The organism is Kitasatospora sp. NPDC001159 (assembly GCF_053598235.1).
On record NZ_JBSFJV010000017.1, the window covers coordinates 1 to 16,632 of the forward strand.

Below are 16,632 nucleotides of genomic sequence, written 5' to 3' on the forward strand. Positions count from 1 at the left end.
CCGCGCATCTCGCTGATCCTGCGCAAGGCCTACGGCGGCGCCTACATCGTCATGGACTCCCGCTCCATCGGTGCGGACCTGTCCTACGCCTGGCCGACCAACGAGATCGCGGTGATGGGCGCCGAGGGTGCCGCCAACGTCATCTTCCGCCGCGAGATCAACGGCGCCGAGGACCCGGACGCCATGCGCGCCCAGAAGATCAAGGAATACAAGAACGAGCTGATGCACCCGTACTACGCGGCCGAGCGCGGCCTCGTGGACGACGTCATCGACCCGGCCGAGACCCGCCAGGTGATCGCCGCCGCCCTGGCGATGCTCCGCACCAAGCACGCCGACCTGCCCAGCCGCAAGCACGGCAACCCGCCGATGTAGCACCTGCACGACGTAGCACCCGCACGACGCAGCAAGCAGCAGGCCGTACCGAGCGCCACCACACACCACTTTTCACCGGGGGAGAAACCAGAACATGACCGCTTCCGCCGAACCCCTCGTCCGCATCGTCCGCGGCAGCCTCTCCGACGAGGAACTCGCCGCCCTCACCGCCGTTCTGCTGACCCGCGCGGCCGCGGCCCAGCAGGCCGCCGCCATCGCGCCGGTCGAGCCGATCGCCAACTGGCAGCGCCTGGAGCGCCGCCCGGCCTACTACTCGCCGGTCAGCTGGCAGCAGGCCGCCTGACGGTCCGGAGCCCTTCCGGCGGCCGGTCACCCCACCCGGGTGGCCGGCCGTCGGGGCGTCCGCACTGGCGTGTGCACGCCGCGTACGCCCGCCCGGTCGGGTGCGAAGCGGCTCGGTAGAATACCTACTGGACGGTACGCGCCCGTCGCCCCGTCGGCCCCCATAGGATCAGCCGCTGCCGAGGTAGAGAACTTTCCAGGGAGGCTGCGATGGCCAGGCAGGCCCGCGCGCTGGCGACCCGCCAGGCGGTACTCCTCGCAGCGGCCGAGATGTTCGACGAACGGGGCTACGCCGCCGCCACGATGTCCGAGATCCTGGACCGGGCTGGTGTCACCAAGGGCGCGCTGTACTTCCACTTCCACTCCAAGGAGGAGCTGGCGCTCGCCGTGATCGAGGGCCAGGGTGCCTGGCTCGCCTCCTGGGAGCCCTCCTCGGACAGCCCGGTGCAGACCCTGATCGACCTCGGTTACGCCTTCGCGCACGCGCTCCGGGAGGACCCGCTGGTGCGCGGCAGCATCCGGCTGACGATCGAGCACGGCAGCTTCACCCAGCCGCAGATCGCCGCCTACCAGGGCTGGATGGACCTGGTCCGCGAGCTGCTGGAGCGCGCCCGGGACGCCGGGGAGCTCCACCCGGGGATCGACCTGGTGGCGGCCTCCGGGGTGATCACCGGGGCGGTCACCGGGATCCAGCTGAGCTCCCAGGTGCTGGCCGACCGGCGGGACCTGATCCAGCGGATGTCCGACCTGTGGACGCTGCTGCTGCCGGGGCTGGTGCAGCCGCACGCGCTCGCCCGGCTGCGCGTGGCCGAGCGCGCCGTCTCCTGAAGACCTCCTCCCGACACCTCAGGTCCGGTAGCCCGGGCAGCGCTCCGCCGCCACCAGGATCGGCAGCGCCGCCGTCCAGAGCCGACGGACGTCCTCCGGTGCGGGCCGGCCGACCTCCTCGGCGGCCAGCAGCACCTGGCCCGCCGCCACCGAGCTGAGCAGTTCCGCACAGGCCTGCCGGTCCACCCCGGGGCGCAGCTCGCCGGCCTCCGCGGCACGGTCCAGCAGCCGGTGGACGACGGCGGTGAGGCTGCGCCAGGTGGCGTCGCCGGGCGGGGCGGCGGCGGTTTCCGGGGCGCCGGCCGGGCGCGGCCCCGGGCGGCCGATCCGGACGCCCGCCCGCACCACCACGTCCTCGCGCAGCAGCCGGGCCAGCTCGTGCGAGAAGTCGATCAGCCCCTGGACGGCCGGGCCCTCCGCGCGCAGGGCGCGCAGCGCGGCCGAGCCGACCTCCCGCCCGGCGGCGGCCCGGACACCGTCGGCCAGGGCCTGCTTGGAGACGAAGTGGAAGTAGAGTGCGCCCTTGCTCACCCCGGCCCGGCGGCTGATGTCGACCAGGCTGGCGGCCTCGAAGCCGACCTGGGCGAAGGTGTCCGCCGCGGCGAGCAACACGGCCTGCCTGGTCCGCCCCGCGCGTTCCTGCTTGACCACTGACCCCTCCGGACTCCGCCGGACGCGCTCCCCCGCCCCGTCCGGCTGCTGTCGGCTCGCCCTCGGTGGGGGCGGTGCCTCGCATGCGGACGGCATCGGCCAAAACCGCATAGTTGGTATCTAATCTAGCGCCTGTGTCGACCCCGCCGTCCAGCGGGGACGGCCCCCCGTCCAAGGTCTGCCCTCCGTCGTTTCGGGCATTCCCGCAGTCCAGAGGCCAGGTAGCGTGGTCGGGCCGGGCGATGCGGCAGGGGGTGCCCCGGCCTCAGAACACAAACCGGGTGGTATGTATGTTTTGCTGTGGGGCGTCCGTAGCGGCCGCTCGACCGACACCCTGGAGCGGGGGCCAGTCATGCCATTGATCGTAGAGCCGGACGCCGACGGCCCGTACGCCCACCCCGGCCCCGGCACTCACCTCGACCACGGCGTCGACTCCGGCTACGACTTCCACGACCGGACCGTCTCCCGGCACCTGGTACACCGCGCCTCGGTGTCCGAGGTCTTCCTCACCGGCTGGCAGGCCACCGGCCCGTACGACTTCCTGCTCGGTGCCCAGTGGCCCCGGCTGCACGGCTTCTACCGACTGCCCGGGGACCGCTACCACGACCCGGTGCTGATGGCGGAAACCGTCCGGCAGGCCGGACTGCTGATCGGCCACGCCGGCTTCGGGGTGCCGCGCGACCACCACTTCGTCATGGAGGACCTCGGCTACGCGCTCGGCGAGCCGGGCCTGCCCGGCCTCGCCGTCACCGCCGGGCCCGCCTCGCTGATGCTGACCGTCGGCTGCGAGGACGTCCGGATGCGGCACGGTCGGCTGGCCTCGCTGCGGGTCCACGCCGAGATCACCCGGGACGGCCTGCGGATCGGCCACGGCTCCGGCCAGCTGCGGGTGCTCACCCCCGCCTCGTACGAACGGCTGCGCGGCCCCGGGCGGCCCGGCCCCACCCCGCCGCGGCCGCTGGCACCCGCCGCGCCCGAACTCGTCGGCCGGGCGGAGCCCGCGGACGTGGTGCTCAGCCCGACCCTGCGGCCGGACACCTGGCTGCTACGGGCCGACGCCGGGCACCCAGTGCTGTTCGACCACGCGCTGGACCACGTGCCCGGGATGCTGGTGCTGGAGGCCGCCCGGCAGGCCGCCCAGCGGCTGCACCACCCCGAGCCGGTGGTGCCGGTCGAGCTGGTGACCTCCTTCGACCACTACATCGAGCTGGACCGGCCCTGCTTCGTCCGGGCGGTGCGCGAGCAGTCGCCGGACGGCCGGCGCACGCCCGTCCTGGTCCGGTTGGTCCAGGACGGACGGACGGCGGCCGAGTGCCGGCTGCTCACCGAACCGGTCGACGGCCCGCAGGTGCCGGTCCGGCGGGACGCCTTCGACGGCCGCCCCGCCGCCCCGGTCCTCGGCAGCACCCGGCTGCCGCTGGCGAGTTGAGCCCTCCCCCAGGACCTGCCCCCTGGATCCTTGCTCTGATCCGACAGGATCCGAGAGCCGGGCCCTACGCCGCCACCAGCGCGGCCGGCCGCCGCCCGGCGTGCATCACGCTGAGGTTGGCCGCCAGCCTGACCGGGTCCTGGGCCAGCCAGAGCCGCAGCGCCGCGCCCAGTGCCGCGCTGGCCGACTCGATCCGGACGTCGGTGATCTGGGCGATCCGGGCCGCACCGGGCACCAGCAGGTCGGCCAGCGCGGTCGGCAGCCAGACCGTCAGGGCGCACGGCGCGGGCGTGGCGAGGGCGCTCAGCAGCCGGTAGGCGTCCCCCGGCGCGCTGAGCGTGGGGATGATGTCCAGCAGAGCGTCGGCCACCACTTCGGACACGTCGCTCCGGTGTCCCTGGGCGAGCCGGCGGAGCAGCAGTTGCTCGGCGGCGGTGATTCGGACGGTCAGCATGACCTCGTCGCACTCCATTGCGCGATTTCCTCCTCGTTCCTCCCCGTACCGGCACGGACGGCCGGCACGAACTACCCCTGTTGCACCTCGGCCCGGCTACCTCCTGCGGAAAGCCGGGCCGGTGGGTGGGTGCCCCCGGTCAGATCCCCGCGTACGAGTGCTTGCCGGTGACGAAGATGTTCACGCCGTAGTAGTTGAAGAGCCAGCAGGCGAACGCCGCCAGCGCCAGGTACGCGGCCTTGCGGCCCTTCCAGCCGGCCGTAGCGCGGGCGTGCAGGTAGCAGGCGTAGGCGACCCAGGTGACGAACGACCAGGTCTCCTTCGGGTCCCACTCCCAGTACTTGCCCCAGGCCGCCTCGGCCCAGATCGCGCCCGCGATGATGGTGAACGTCCAGAGCGGGAAGACCAGGGCGTTGATCCGGTAGGACAGCTTGTCGAAGGTGGAGGCAGCGGGCAGCCGGCGCCAGATCGACGCCGAGGTGCCCAGCGGACCGGTGGTCAGGCCAGCCGCCGTGCGCTTGTCGAAGGAGTCCTTGCCGAGGTACAGCAGCGTGGCGATGAACGCCGCGTAGAAGGCGCCGCCGCAGAAGATCGCGGTGGACACGTGGATCGCCAGCCACGGCGAGTGCAGCGCCGGGACGAGCTGCTCGGAGTCGGTGTACAGCACCGTGGTGGCGATGCCGAGGGTCAGCAGCCCTGCGAGCACCACCGGCAGGCCCAGCCAGCGGACCTTCTTCTTCGCGGCCAGCAGCACCAGGTAGGCGGCGGTCATCGCGAAGGCGAAGGCGCAGGAGAACTCGTACATGTTGCCCCACGGCCAGCGGGACACCGACAGGCCGCGGGCGACGATGCCGCCACCGTGCAGCAGCAGCCCCAGGACGGTGAGCGAGACGGCGATCCGGCCGGCCAGGTCGGCCCGCTCGTTGGTGCCGGCCGCGCCCGGGCCGTCCTCCTCGTCCGCGCCGCGCCCGCTGGTGACCACCGTCGCGCCCTCGCCCGCCACGGCGGTGCGGGTGAGCGTGGTGGTGCCGCCGCCGGCCCCCGCCACGGTGACGGTGACCTTCTTCGCAGCCTTCTTCCCGGCCGCGGCGACGGTCTCCGCCAGACTGCCCGCCTGTTCCGTCGAGCGGACGGCGACGGCACCCTTGCTGCCGAAGGTCCACTCGATCATGTGGGCGAACATGGCGAGCGTGTAGACCACCATCGCCGAATAGATCAGCTTGTTGGAGAGGTCGGCCAGCTGTGGGTCGACCGCCGAGGCGAGTTGCACCGTCTACTCCTTGGAGTTCTGGTCGGCAGGGACTGCGGGGTCTGAGGCCTCGGCCTCGGGGTCGTGGGGTACTGCGTCGGCCTGGGCGGCCTTGTCTGCTTCCCCGGCCTCGGATCCCTCGGAGGCTTCCTCGGCCTCGGATTCCTCGGAGGCCGGGGCGTCGTCCTGGAGGTCCACCGCGAGTTCGGCCAGCTCCTCGGCGATCTTCGCCGACTCGCTGCGGGCCAGACCGGCCAGCTCCACCTGGGTGCCGCCGCCCGGCAGGGCCACCGCCCGCACCCAGATCCGGCGGCGCTGGATGAACAGCGAGCCGATCAGGCCGAGGATCGCCATCACGGCGCCGGTCAGCGCGATCTCGTTGCCGGGGCGGTGCGAGACGTTGAAGCTCGCCCACTGCTTGTAGCCCTCGAAGGTGACGCTGCCGTAGCCGTTCGGCAGGGTCCAGCCCTGGCCGGGCTTGAGCCGGGCCTTGGCCGGCTGGTCGTCCACCTTCATCTGGGTGAGGTTGCGGGTGTTCAGCTGGTAGATGTTCTGCGGCAGGCCGGAGTCGGTGCCCAGGTCGCCGGAGAAGGCGTTGAGCACCAGCTCGGGGGCGGCGTCGCCGGGGAACAGTGAGACCGGGCCGGTGCCCTCGAAGCTCAGCGGAGCGGTCGGCAGGAAGAAGCCGGAGAAGCCCAGCTGGGTCTTGTTGCCGTCCGGGCCCGTGCCGTAGTCGGAGACCTTCACGACACCGGTCGAGGTCAGGTTGGCGTCCTGCGGCAGGAACGGCACCACGTCGTGGTAGACGACGTCGCCCTTGCCGTTCCGGACGGTGACGACCGGGGCGTAGCCGTGGCCGATCAGGAAGACCTTGCTGCCGCCGATCTCCAGCGGGTGGTTGACCTCGATCGTGCCCTTCTTGAGCTTCGACTCGTCGTTGCCCTCGTAGTACTCGACGTTCGCGGTGAACTCCCGCGCGGCGCCGATCTGGTCGCCCTTGGTCTGGAACTTCGAGGTGAAGTTGTCGAGCTTCAGGTAGAACGGGTCGAGGTCCTGGCTGCCGTAGAACCGGGTGCCGGTGAAGTCGTCGAACTGGGTGATGGTGTTGGCGTAGCCCTGGCCCTCGACCATCAGCTTGCCGCCGGTGCCGGAGGCCAGGCTGGCCCAGGCGAAGCCGCCGAGCAGCGCGAACAGCGACAGGTGGAACAGCAGGTTGCCGACCTCGCGCAGGTAGCCCTTCTCGGCGGCCACCGCGCCCCCGGACAGGTTGGCGCGGAAGCCGCGCTTGCGCAGCAGCCGGTGGGCGGCGGCGTTGACCTTCTCGGGGTCCGCCTCGGTGCGCCAGGCCGCGTGCACCGGCATCCGGGTGAGGTTGCGCGGCGCGGCCGGCGGCTGGGCCCGCAGCACGCCGACGAACTGCCAGGTGCGCGGGATGATGCAGCCGGCCAGCGAGACGAACAGCAGGATGTAGATCGCGGAGAACCAGACCGAACTGTAGACGTCGAACAGCTGGAGCTTCTCGTAGATCGGCGCGACCGTGGTGTGCTGCGCCTTCCAGGTCTGCACCTTGAACTGGTTCTGGCCGTTCTGCGGGATCAGCGAGCCCGGGATGGCGGCCAGCGACAGCAGGAACAGCAGGATCAGGGCGACCCGCATCGAGGTCAGCTGGCGCCACATCCAGCGCGCCCAGCCGAACGGCCCCATGCCGGTCGGGCCCTCGGACTCGACCGGCGCGGTGCTGAGCCGCTCGGCGGCGGTGTCGTCCGGCGCCGGGGGCAGCTCGGTCTCGGTCGTGGTCTTGCTCACGGTCAGATTCCGATCCGGAAGTCGGCGGTCCAGGACTGCAGTTCGCTCATCATCGAGTCCCAGATCCCGGTGACGAGCAGCAGACCGACCGCGACGAGCATGCCGCCGCCGATCCGCATGACGAGCGGGTAGTGCCGCTTGACCCACCCGAAGGCACCCAGCGCCCGGCGGAAGGCGACGGCGGCCAGGATGAACGGTACGCCGAGGCCCAGGCAGTAGAAGGTGGTCAGCAGCGCGCCACGCTGGGCGTCGGCCTGGTTGAGGGCCAGGTTCTGCACGGCGGTCAGGGTCGGACCCATGCACGGGGTCCAGCCGACGCCGAAGACCACGCCCAGCATCGGGGCGCCCAGCAGGCCGACGGCCGGACGGCGGTGCGAGCGCACCTCCAGCATGTTCAGGCCGGGGATCAGGCCCATGAAGGCCAGGCCCATCACGACGGTGAGCGAGCCCAGCACGATGCTGATCGGCCGCTTGTAGTCCTGCAGCTCCTGGCCGAAGAAGCCGAACAGGGCGCCGGTGGAGACGAAGACGGCGGTGAAGCCGAGGATGAACAGCACCACGCCGAGCAGCATCCGGCCGCGCTTCGAGCCGCGGGCGTCCGCGAGGTCGGCGGCGGAGAAGCCGGTCACGTACGACAGGTAGCCCGGCACCAGCGGCAGCACGCACGGCGAGAAGAACGACACCAGCCCGGCCGCGAGCGCGACCGGGGCCGCGACCAGCAGCGCCCCGCTCTGCACGGTCGTGGTGGTGTCGGCGAGCTGCAGTGCGCCACTCACTGCTTCTGCTCCGCGACCACCGGCTGGACGATCGACTCCAGCGCCTCCTCGGTCGTGCCGCCGACGGCGCGGGCGGCCAGCTTGCCGTCGCGGTCGACGATCAGGGTGGTCGGGATGGACTGCGGGTTGAGGCTGCCCTTGGGGAACTTGAGCAGCTGGGTCCCGGCCGGGTCGAAGATGCTCGGGAAGGTGACGCCCTGCTCCTGCTCGAAGCGGACGGCGTTGGTCTTGTCGGTGTCCCGGGTGTTGATGCCGAGGAACTGGACGCCCTGGTCCTTGTACTTCTCCGCGACGGTCTGCAGGCTCTTCGCCTCGGCCCGGCACGGCCCGCACCAGGAGCCCCAGACGTTCAGCACCACGACCTTGCCGCGGTAGTCGGAGAGCTTGACCTGGTTGCCCTCCAGGGTCTCCCCGGTGATGTCCGGCGCGTCCCCGCGCTTGCCGGCGTCCGCCTTCGACAGGTTGGTCCCCTTGACGGTGACGAAGCCCACCTGGCCTTCACCGCTGCTCGACGAGCCCGAGGAGGAACAGCCGGTGAGGACGAGCGCAGCAGCGGCGACGGTGGCAGCGGCTGCGGCGACACGGGGACGGGGGCGCGTCATGGCAGACATGTGAAAAGTTTCGCATGGAGTTCCGGGCCGGTTCGCCGGGGTCCTGCCTTGCGCGTCGCACCCCCTCTGACCTGCGACGGAAGCGGGCCACCCGGCGGTCGCCGGGTGGCCCGAAGTCATACTTACCCAGGGCTTACGCGCGGTGGCGCAGGACCGTACGCGCGGTCGCGCGGGCTCAGGCCCCGAAGCTCAGGCCCCGAAGCTCAGGCTCCGAAGCTCTTGCCCACCGGCTTGCCCTTGCCGCCCTTGCCGACCAGGTGCGCCGGCAGCAGGTCGCGGGCCGGCTCGCGGTAGCCGACCGAGACGATCCGGTCGCCCTCGAAGGTGAAGCTGGTCAGCGAGGCCAGCGAGCACTGCCGGCGGCGCGGGTCGTGCCAGAGCCGGCGGCGCTCCACGAAGGAGCGGACGATCCAGATCGGCAGCTGGTGGCTGACGCAGACCGCCTCGTGCCCGCGGGCGGCGTCCCGGGCGGCGCCGAGCGCGCCCATCATCCGCACCACCTGGTCGAGGTACGGCTCGCCCCAGGAGGGCTTGAACGGATTGGTGAGGTACTTCCAGTAGCCGGGGTTGCGCAGCGAGCCGTCGCCGACGCCGAAGGTCTTGCCCTCGAAGACGTTCTCCGCCTCGATCAGCCGCCCGTCCACCGCGAGGTCCAGGTCGTGCGCCTTGGCGATCGGCGCGGCGGTCTCCTGGGCGCGTTCCAGCGGGGAGGCCACCACGTGGGTGATGTCCCGGCCGGCCAGGTCCTCGGCGACCCGGTCGGCCATCTCCCGGCCCAGCTCGGACAGGTGGTAGTCGGGCAGCCGCCCGTAGAGGATGCCCTCCGGGTTGTGCACCTCGCCGTGGCGCATCAGGTGGACGACGGTGATCTCTTTGGCGCTCACTTCTCAACTGCTCCTGGGGCTCGGGGTGGACTCAGGCCGTGGCGGCGGCAGCGGCGCGCGCGGCGGCCGGCAGGGCGGCGGCGATCCGCTCGATCGCCCGCGCGTCGTGGGCCGCCGAGACGAACCAGGACTCGAAGGCGGACGGCGGGAGGTAGACGCCCTCGGCCAGCATCGCGTGGAAGAAGGCGGTGAAACGGTACGCCTCCTGGGTCCGGGCCTCGTCGTAGTTGGTGACCGGAGCCTCGGTGAAGAACACCGAGAACATGTTCCCGGCGGTCTGCAGCCGGTGCGCCACGCCCTCCTTGGTGAGCGCCTCGGACACCAGGCCGGAGACCTCGACGGCGACCTCGTCCACCGTCGCGTACACCTCGTCGGTGCAGCCGCGCAGCTGGGCCAGGCCCGCCGCGGTGGCGACCGGGTTCCCGGACAGGGTGCCCGCCTGGTAGACCGGGCCGGCCGGGGCCAGGTGCGCCATCACGTCGGCGCGGCCGCCGAAGGCCGCGGCCGGGAAGCCGCCGCCCATCACCTTGCCGAAGGTCAGCAGGTCCGGCGCCCAGCCCTCGTTCGCCGCCTCCAGGCCGTACCAGCCGGCCTTGGAGACGCGGAAGCCGGTCATCACCTCGTCGGAGACGAACAGCGCGCCGTTGTCCCGGCAGAGCCGGGCCAGGCCCGCGTTGAAGCCGGGCAGCGGCGGGACGACGCCCATGTTGCCGGGCGAGGCCTCGGTGATCACGCAGGCGATCTCGCCCGGGTGGGCGGCGAAGGCCTGCTCGACGGCGGCCAGGTCGTTGTACGGCAGCACGATGGTGTCGCCGGCCTGGGCGCCGGTGACGCCCGGGGTGTCCGGCAGACCGAAGGTGGCCACACCGGAACCGGCGGCGGCCAGCAGCGCGTCCACGTGACCGTGGTAGCAACCGGCGAACTTGACCACCTTCGCCCGGCCGGTGAAGCCGCGGGCGAGCCGGATCGCGGACATGGTGGCCTCGGTGCCGGAGGAGACCAGGCGGACCTGCTCGACCGGGGCGATCCGGGAGACGATCTCCTCGGCCAGCTCGACCTCGCCCTGGCCGGGCGTGCCGAAGGAGGTGCCGTGGGCGACCGCCTGCTGGACGGCGTCGATCACGGCGGGGTGCGCGTGGCCGAGGATCATCGGACCCCACGAGCACACCAGGTCGACGTACTCACGGCCGTCGGCGTCGGTGAGGTAGGGGCCGGTGCCGGACACCATGAAGCGCGGCGTGCCGCCGACCGCGCGGAAGGCGCGCACCGGGGAGTTGACGCCGCCGGGCGTGACCACGGAGGCGCGAGCGAACAGCGACTGGGACTGGGGGGCTTCGTAGGGGTAGCTCACGGGAGACATGGTCTCAAATCGTGTCCTTGAGCTCTGCATGTCCGGCCCGATCATCTGGAACGATGATCCGGGCACCGTTGTCTGTACGGTTGTCCGTGACGGTTTGTCCGTGACGGGTTGTCCGTACGGACGGGGCCGCTGGCTGCCCCGGAGCACGGACCAGTCAGACTGTGTACACAGAGTGCGCGAGCGCTCCGGTTGTGTGCAGGGGTGTGGAGAGGACTGCTGTGTGCCGCGAGTGGGTACGGCCCGCGAGTGGGTACGGCGGCGCATGACGGGTAAGGAGCACGTCCGGAGGGACGCCGGGCGTGCGGGGGTCTGTCGATTCCGGCGAATTCCGGTGAGGATGGTCCGAGTGTCCGAGGCGCAGGACGGCTACGACGAGGCCGCGGGGGGCTCCCGCAGGCCCGCCGAGGCCGCACGCGGGGGTACGGGAGCGGGTACGGGTCGTGGTCGTCGCGGCGGCGAGAGGCGGGGTGAGGGACGCGTGGGGGTGACGTACAAGTACTTCGGCGCACCGGACCGCGCCACCGCCGCCAGAGTCCCCACCGCGCTCGGCCCAGGCGGTCTCGGCCTGGACGCCGGCGAACTCGGCGCGCTGGGGCGGCTCGGCGACCTGATGGAGACCAGCGGCTCCCCCACCGGCCACCTCTCCACCAAAATCAAGCCGGAGACCATGAGCGCCATGGTCCTCACCGGCATCCAGGGCGTCCCGCTGCACCAGGTCCCGCCGCTGGAACTCGTCGTGCTGCACCCCGACTACGCCGTCGTCCAGCTCCCGCACAACGTGGTCGAACCGCTCCGCAAGGCCGACGAGACCGAGCTCGGCGCGGCCGCCTTCATCTGGTCCACCGTCCCGGACCGGCGCGGGCCGCGCGATGCCTTCGTGATCTACAGCATGCTGCACGAGTGGCAGGACTTCGCCAACCGGCTGCACGACGCCGGGCACCAGCTGTACTGCCTGGTCTGGCCGTAACGGCGGCACCGAACCGCTCCTGGCCCTCCATCAGCTTCCGGTGGGAGGCCGTCCGGAGCGGTACGGCCGGGGGCGAGGAACTCGGCGACCCGTGTCAGCACGTCGTTGGCCGAGCGGAGTTCCTCGACCTCGGACTCCAGCCGAGCGATGTGTCGGGCACGGGCCTCGCACATGCCGTCCTCCTCCGGCCCGGACATCGACTACCCGGCTATCCCTTGACGTTCCGCCGGGCCGACCCCACCAGGAAAACCACCGCGAGCATCACCGCGGACAGTGCCACGATCAGCAGCGGGCCGGGACCGGCCGGCCTGCCGTTCACCCGGACCGCGCCCATGAAGTCCAGCGCCGCCACGTTGTTGACGAGGATGTACCAGATCGGCAGATAGGTCGCCTGGAAGACCCGGTGGGTACGGCTCAGCACGCCCAACGACATGGCGAGCGAGGGGATGAACAGCACGCCCCCGAACCAGCAGGCCACGCCCGGGCCGTCACCCGCCACCAGCATCCGCACCAGCGGGGCGGCGCCCATCACCGCGGTGAGCACCAGCCCGGACGCCCACTCGGCCAGCAGCCTGCGCCGGGCCGCCGGGTAGGCGCCCAGCAGCACCTCCAGGCCGTTCTCGACCTGCTGGCTGCCCAGCCTCGACCAGATCAGCACCGGCCACAGCCAGACACCGGGCAGCAGCATGCCGGTCACGGCGTCCATCGGCAGCGCGAAGCCGGCCACGGTGAGCGCGCCGGCCACCGCCCACCACCAGGGCGAGACGCCCCGCAGCAGGATCCGGACCTCGCCGATCAGCAGGCGCCCGAAGGCTCCGGCCCGGGTCGGCTCGGTCTGCGGGAGCTCACCCGGGGCAGTGGACCAGGTGGCGGCCGGGGCCGGCTCCGGCCCGGCGGTGCCGAAGGGATCGGCCGCCGAGGGAGCGGACTCCCCGTCCGCCGCCGCCTTGGTCGGGACCAGCGAGCCGGCCACGCGGGCCGGGTCGAACCGGCCGAACCAGAGCGTCGGCAGCAGGGCGACGGCGCAGGCCAGCAGGACCAGCACCACCCGGCCGAGGACGAAGCCGCCGGACGGGTCGAAGCCGTCCCAGAGGAAGGTGCCCAACGGCTTGCTCACCTTGGTCAGACCGAGGCTGAACCCGCCCTCGCCGGACTGCAGGTGCTGGTTCCCCATCGCCGCGTTCATCGACTGCGCGACCCGGTGCACACCGAGGCCGCCGAACGGCGCGGAGCCGGACTGGCCGCCGATCGAGATCACCAGGGCCAGCACGAACCAGACCACGTTCCCGAAGCCGGCCCGCAGCAGCGGCACCGTCTCGAACAGGATCGCGGCCGCGGCGGTCAGCGCCATCAGCGGCAGCGAGAGCAGCACGAACGGCTCGACCAGGGCGACCGGGTCGACCGAGCGGTTCTCGCCGCGGGCCAGCTGCATCACCAGCGCGGTGCCCGCCTGCACGCCGGTCATCGAGGCGAGCACCAGCAGGTTGCTCAGGAACTTGGCGAACAGGTAGCTCGACGGCCGCAGCGGGGTGGCGGCGAGGATCTGGCCGACCCGGCTGGTCTCGTCCCGCGCGAGACCGCTGCGCACCACGTAGAAGCCGCCGAAGGTGAGCCAGAGCGCCCCGGCGAGGGCGGTGACCGCGCCGACGTAGGCGCTGTTGTAGATGCCCCGGTTACCGCCGACGTCCATGATCGCCCAGGTGCTGTTCACGTTCGGGACGGCCAGGTAGCCGAGCCCAATCGCGGCCAGCAGGGTCACCGCGTACGCCGGTCGACGCACCCGGTCGCGGAAGTCGCCGACCGTCAGCCCGGCGAGCACGCGCACGTTCACCACCGCACCGCCTGCTGCTCGGCCGGGGTCCGCTCGGCGGGCCGGCGGATGATGCCCAGGTAGGCGTCTTCGAGGTCGGGCGAGACCCGGACCGCGTCCCGGGTCGGCGGGGCGGGGGCGAGCAGCCGCAGCCGCACCCCGTTCGCGGTCCGCACCATGCGGCTGACCACGTGCCGGGCCTGCACGGCCGGTACCTCGGCGGGGGCGACCATGACCTCCCAGACCTGCCCGTCGATCTCCCGGAGCAGCTCGTCGGGGGCGCCACGGCGCAGCAGGCGGCCCTGGGCGACCACGGCGATGTCGGAGGCGACCGACTCGACGTCGGAGACGATGTGGGTGGAGAGCATCACCACCCGGTCGGCCGCGAGGTCGCTGAGCAGGTTGCGGAAGCGCACCCGCTCCTCCGGGTCGAGGCCGGCCGTCGGCTCGTCGACCACGATCACCTTGGGGTCGGCCAGCAGGGCCTGGGCGATGCCGACCCGGCGGAGCATGCCGCCGGAGTACTTGCCGAGCGGGCGCTTGACCGCCTCGGTGAGGTTCACCAGCTGGATCAGCTCGTCGATCCGGGCCCGGGCGGAGCGCGCGGAGAGGCCCTTGGCAGCCGCCAGGTAGGACAGGAACTCCCGCGAGGTCAGGTTCGGGTAGACCCCGAAGTCCTGTGGCAGGTAGCCGAGTTCGCGACGCATCCGGTCCGGGTTGGCGGCCACGTCGGTCCCCTCGTAGCGGACCTGGCCGCTGGTGGGCTTGGTGACCGTGGACACGATCCGCATCAGCGAGGACTTGCCGGCGCCGTTGGGCCCCAGCAGGCCCAGCATGCCCGGGTTCAGGTGCATCGTCATGCCGTCGACGGCGCGCTTGCCGCCCTTGTACACCTTGGTGATGTCGATCAGTTCGAGCATTGTCGCCTTCTTCCCCGTCGGACCGGTCGGTCTCAGCCCTTCAGATCCGTCTGCTTGCCGTCGCGCGTCACGGCGACGCCACGCGGGACCTCCACCCGGAACTTGGCATCACAGTTGGCCAGGCCGGTGCACTGCGCCTGGAGTTCGAGCGTCCCGTTCTCCAACTGCCAGGTCTCCTTGGTGTCACCCACCTTGGAGCCCTTGTCGAACCAGCGGGTGACCTTGACGTCCCTGCGGTCGGCCGGGACGAGGTCGGTGGGGACGCCGTGCGACTTGACGTTCAGGGACTTGCCGCTGAACTCGAAGGTCTTGTCCTCGGGCGTGGCGTCCCGGGCCCTGGCGCAGCCGGTCAGCGGAACGAGGGCGGCGACGGCGAGGACGAGCAGGGCGGGTGCGGCTTTCTTGTGCGAGACCACCGGTTCCTCCGGGAAGCTGGGATTGGGCACGGTTGGGAGCCTCGCCGATCCACGGCCCGCTGCCATCTGCCGTTCGGCAGATATTGCCGCTGTCGCCGACCCGGCTGGGCCGACCGGTCAGGCCCGGCCGGGTCGGTCAGGCCCGGTCGGGTCGGGGCGCAGCGGCAGCACGCCGCGGACGCGCCAGCCCCCGGCGTGCGGGCCGGCGGCCAGGTCACCGCCGAGGGTGGTGATCCGCTCGGTCAGGGCGGCCAGGCCGGTGCCGCCGCCACCGGGACGGCGGGCCGTCAGGCCGCCGGAGCCGCGCTGCCGTCCGCTGTCGGTCACGGTGACCCGCAGGGCTGGCCCGTGGGTGCGGACCACCTCCACGTCCAGCCGGCCGGCGCTCGGGGCGTGCCGGCGGATGTTCGTCAGCGCCTCCAGGACGATCCGATAGGCGGCGTCCTCGATCTCCCGCGGCGCCGTCCCGGCCAGGCCCGGCTCCAGGTCGAGGGCGCCGCCGACCGGGCCGGAGGCCAGGAAGCGGTCGACCAGCTCGGGCAGGTCGGCGAGGCCGTGGACCCTGGTCGGCGGCGGTTCGGCGGCGGCCGGCGTCTCCGGGTCGCGCAGGGTCTGCAGGGTGTGGTCCATCGAGTCCAGCGCTCGCAGGCCGGCCGCCTCCAGCCGACCCAGCAGTTCCTTGACCTGCTCCTCGTCGTACGCGCCGACCTGGGCCGCCTGCACCTCCAGCAGGATGCCGGTCACCTCGTGGGCGACGAAGTCGTGGAGGTCCCTCGCCACTTCGAGCCGCTGCTCCCGGCGGGCCCGCTGGACCGCCCGGGCCCGGCGGTCGTCGTTCGCCCGCAGGTAGAGCCCGACGCCCACGGCGCAGGCCGCCGGGAACACCGCCATCGAGACGGCGACCACGGAAGGCGCGAGCACCGCCTGTGGCAGCCGGAGGGTGAAGCGCAGTGGGAGCGCCATCAGCCCCAGGGTCAGCGCCGAGCCGACCAGCGCCGCGCGGCGGACGTCCGCCCGCCGGATCACCCGCCCCACCAGCACCAGCATGGACGCGAACTCGAACGGGAGCCACGGCAGTACGAGCCCCTGCCGGCCGGGGTAGCCGATGTCGGCCGCGACCGACAGCACCGCGACCAGGCCGGCCGCCAGGACCGGGGAGACCGGGCCCAGCGGTCGGCGCAGGATCGCGACCGCCATCGCCAGGACGGCGACGAGGGCCACGATCCACGCACTCGGTGGGGCGATCACCGCCGGAGCCGCGACCAGGAACGTCACCGTCGCGCACACCGTGCGGCGGCGATGCGAGGCAGGCATCAGTTCGGTCTGCACGGGGCCGAGCCTACGCACGGCGCAGGACCGGTGCGGTCCCGCGCAGATGACCGACGATCAGACATCTGCCGTTCGACAGATCTTTCGGACGTGCGCGGACGGCACATTGGCCGGACGGGCGGTCACACCGCCCGCCCACCGGGGTCGGCGCCGGACCCGGGGCGGGCCGGGGCCCGGACCAGCGGCGCATGGCCGGCCGCTCCACCAGGACGTTCAGCACCCAGGCCAGCAGCAGCGACAGCAGGAAGGCGGCGACGATGAGTGCGAGGCCGGCCGACATGCCGTAGTTGGGACCGACCAGGTCACCGTCCTTCTCCACGCCGCCCATGGCCAGGCGACCGTGCTTGAGCACCAGGTTGTGCAACAGGTAGAAGGCGAAGGAGAGTTCGCCGAGGCGGACGACGATGCGGTGGTTCAGCGCGGTGCGCCGACCGGCCACCCCTGATCCGTGAGTTCTTCGGCACCCG

Annotated in this window: 18 protein-coding genes; 5 read left to right on the top strand and 13 right to left on the bottom strand. The window is 72.2% G+C overall.

Features of this window, described 5'->3' with window-relative positions; genetic code table 11:
* The 3 genes from ACWC9T_RS11425 to ACWC9T_RS11435 form a co-directional block, all read left to right on the top strand.
* Nucleotides 1–372, top strand: a 372-nt coding sequence (locus ACWC9T_RS11425) for a carboxyl transferase domain-containing protein (RefSeq protein ID WP_449820821.1), incomplete at its 5' end; no start/stop codon positions are given.
* Between the two features lie 94 nt (nt 373–466).
* Nucleotides 467–676: an acyl-CoA carboxylase subunit epsilon gene (locus tag ACWC9T_RS11430; RefSeq protein ID WP_449820822.1), complete on the top strand. Its 210-nt coding sequence runs from the start codon at nt 467–469 to the stop codon at nt 674–676.
* Nucleotides 677–885: 209 nt separating this feature from the next.
* On the top strand, nt 886–1,503 hold the full coding sequence (locus ACWC9T_RS11435) for a ScbR family autoregulator-binding transcription factor (protein WP_449820823.1): 618 nt from the start codon (nt 886–888) through the stop codon (nt 1,501–1,503).
* Nucleotides 1,504–1,521: 18 nt separating this feature from the next.
* On the opposite strand, the gene ACWC9T_RS11440 is transcribed toward ACWC9T_RS11435, so the two are convergent.
* On the bottom strand, nt 1,522–2,154 hold the full coding sequence (locus ACWC9T_RS11440) for a ScbR family autoregulator-binding transcription factor (protein ID WP_449820824.1): 633 nt from the start codon (nt 2,152–2,154) through the stop codon (nt 1,522–1,524).
* A gap of 352 nt (nt 2,155–2,506) precedes the next feature.
* Here ACWC9T_RS11440 and ACWC9T_RS11445 point away from each other — a divergent pair, with 352 nt between their 5' ends.
* Nucleotides 2,507–3,583, top strand: coding sequence for a ScbA/BarX family gamma-butyrolactone biosynthesis protein (locus tag ACWC9T_RS11445; RefSeq protein WP_449820825.1), 1,077 nt, complete (start codon nt 2,507–2,509; stop codon nt 3,581–3,583).
* Between the two features lie 64 nt (nt 3,584–3,647).
* Here ACWC9T_RS11445 and ACWC9T_RS11450 read toward each other — a convergent pair whose 3' ends face one another.
* The 7 genes from ACWC9T_RS11450 to hemL form a co-directional block, all read right to left on the bottom strand.
* Nucleotides 3,648–4,055 carry a hypothetical protein gene (locus tag ACWC9T_RS11450; RefSeq protein WP_380608396.1) on the bottom strand — a complete coding sequence of 136 codons (408 nt, stop codon included), beginning with the start codon at nt 4,053–4,055 and terminating at the stop codon, nt 3,648–3,650.
* Nucleotides 4,056–4,176: 121 nt separating this feature from the next.
* Nucleotides 4,177–5,307 carry a c-type cytochrome biogenesis protein CcsB gene (gene ccsB, locus ACWC9T_RS11455; RefSeq protein WP_449820826.1) on the bottom strand — a complete coding sequence of 377 codons (1,131 nt, stop codon included), beginning with the start codon at nt 5,305–5,307 and terminating at the stop codon, nt 4,177–4,179.
* A gap of 3 nt (nt 5,308–5,310) precedes the next feature.
* A complete protein-coding gene (gene resB, locus ACWC9T_RS11460) occupies nt 5,311–7,092 on the bottom strand; it encodes a cytochrome c biogenesis protein ResB (protein WP_449820827.1) in 1,782 nt (593 codons plus the stop codon).
* A gap of 2 nt (nt 7,093–7,094) precedes the next feature.
* A complete protein-coding gene (locus ACWC9T_RS11465) occupies nt 7,095–7,868 on the bottom strand; it encodes a cytochrome c biogenesis CcdA family protein (RefSeq protein ID WP_449820828.1) in 774 nt (257 codons plus the stop codon).
* Nucleotides 7,865–8,479, bottom strand: coding sequence for a TlpA family protein disulfide reductase (locus tag ACWC9T_RS11470; RefSeq protein ID WP_449820829.1), 615 nt, complete (start codon nt 8,477–8,479; stop codon nt 7,865–7,867). The genes ACWC9T_RS11465 and ACWC9T_RS11470 overlap by 4 nt, the downstream gene beginning before the upstream one ends.
* Nucleotides 8,480–8,682: 203 nt before the next feature.
* On the bottom strand, nt 8,683–9,330 hold the full coding sequence (locus ACWC9T_RS11475) for a histidine phosphatase family protein (protein ID WP_449820910.1): 648 nt from the start codon (nt 9,328–9,330) through the stop codon (nt 8,683–8,685).
* A 64-nt stretch (nt 9,331–9,394) separates the two neighbouring features.
* Nucleotides 9,395–10,723 (bottom strand): glutamate-1-semialdehyde 2,1-aminomutase, encoded by a 1,329-nt coding sequence (gene hemL / locus ACWC9T_RS11480; RefSeq protein WP_449820830.1) that lies wholly within the window; start codon nt 10,721–10,723, stop codon nt 9,395–9,397.
* 484 nt (nt 10,724–11,207) lie between these two features.
* Here hemL and ACWC9T_RS11485 point away from each other — a divergent pair, with 484 nt between their 5' ends.
* On the top strand, nt 11,208–11,690 hold the full coding sequence (locus ACWC9T_RS11485) for a hypothetical protein (protein WP_350507657.1): 483 nt from the start codon (nt 11,208–11,210) through the stop codon (nt 11,688–11,690).
* A 208-nt stretch (nt 11,691–11,898) separates the two neighbouring features.
* On the opposite strand, the gene ACWC9T_RS11490 is transcribed toward ACWC9T_RS11485, so the two are convergent.
* The 5 genes from ACWC9T_RS11490 to ACWC9T_RS11510 form a co-directional block, all read right to left on the bottom strand.
* The gene (locus ACWC9T_RS11490) at nt 11,899–13,521 is read right to left on the bottom strand and encodes a hypothetical protein (RefSeq protein WP_449820911.1); all 1,623 of its coding nucleotides are present in this window, start codon (nt 13,519–13,521) and stop codon (nt 11,899–11,901) included.
* Nucleotides 13,518–14,420: an ABC transporter ATP-binding protein gene (locus ACWC9T_RS11495; RefSeq protein ID WP_449820831.1), complete on the bottom strand. Its 903-nt coding sequence runs from the start codon at nt 14,418–14,420 to the stop codon at nt 13,518–13,520. Before ACWC9T_RS11495 ends, ACWC9T_RS11490 begins: the two co-directional genes overlap by 4 nt.
* Before the next feature lie 32 nt (nt 14,421–14,452).
* Nucleotides 14,453–14,866: a hypothetical protein gene (locus ACWC9T_RS11500; RefSeq protein ID WP_449820832.1), complete on the bottom strand. Its 414-nt coding sequence runs from the start codon at nt 14,864–14,866 to the stop codon at nt 14,453–14,455.
* Nucleotides 14,867–14,953: 87 nt separating this feature from the next.
* The gene (locus tag ACWC9T_RS11505; RefSeq protein ID WP_449820833.1) at nt 14,954–16,165 is read right to left on the bottom strand and encodes a sensor histidine kinase; all 1,212 of its coding nucleotides are present in this window, start codon (nt 16,163–16,165) and stop codon (nt 14,954–14,956) included.
* Between the two features lie 10 nt (nt 16,166–16,175).
* The gene (locus tag ACWC9T_RS11510) at nt 16,176–16,604 is read right to left on the bottom strand and encodes a hypothetical protein (RefSeq protein ID WP_449820834.1); all 429 of its coding nucleotides are present in this window, start codon (nt 16,602–16,604) and stop codon (nt 16,176–16,178) included.
* Nucleotides 16,605–16,632 lie beyond the last annotated feature (28 nt).

What these genes read in the sequence shown, in the direction of transcription:
- ACWC9T_RS11430 (WP_449820822.1), top strand. Translation starts at nt 467, where the DNA reads ATGACCGCTTCCGCCGAACCCCTCGTCCGCATCGTCCGCGGCAGCCTC.
- ACWC9T_RS11435 (WP_449820823.1), top strand. Translation starts at nt 886, where the DNA reads ATGGCCAGGCAGGCCCGCGCGCTGGCGACCCGCCAGGCGGTACTCCTC.
- ACWC9T_RS11445 (WP_449820825.1), top strand. Translation starts at nt 2,507, where the DNA reads ATGCCATTGATCGTAGAGCCGGACGCCGACGGCCCGTACGCCCACCCC.
- ACWC9T_RS11450 (WP_380608396.1), bottom strand. Translation starts at nt 4,055, where the DNA reads ATGGAGTGCGACGAGGTCATGCTGACCGTCCGAATCACCGCCGCCGAG.
- ACWC9T_RS11470 (WP_449820829.1), bottom strand. Translation starts at nt 8,479, where the DNA reads ATGTCTGCCATGACGCGCCCCCGTCCCCGTGTCGCCGCAGCCGCTGCC.
- ACWC9T_RS11475 (WP_449820910.1), bottom strand. Translation starts at nt 9,330, where the DNA reads ATGCGCCACGGCGAGGTGCACAACCCGGAGGGCATCCTCTACGGGCGG.
- hemL (WP_449820830.1), bottom strand. Translation starts at nt 10,723, where the DNA reads ATGTCTCCCGTGAGCTACCCCTACGAAGCCCCCCAGTCCCAGTCGCTG.
- ACWC9T_RS11495 (WP_449820831.1), bottom strand. Translation starts at nt 14,420, where the DNA reads ATGCTCGAACTGATCGACATCACCAAGGTGTACAAGGGCGGCAAGCGC.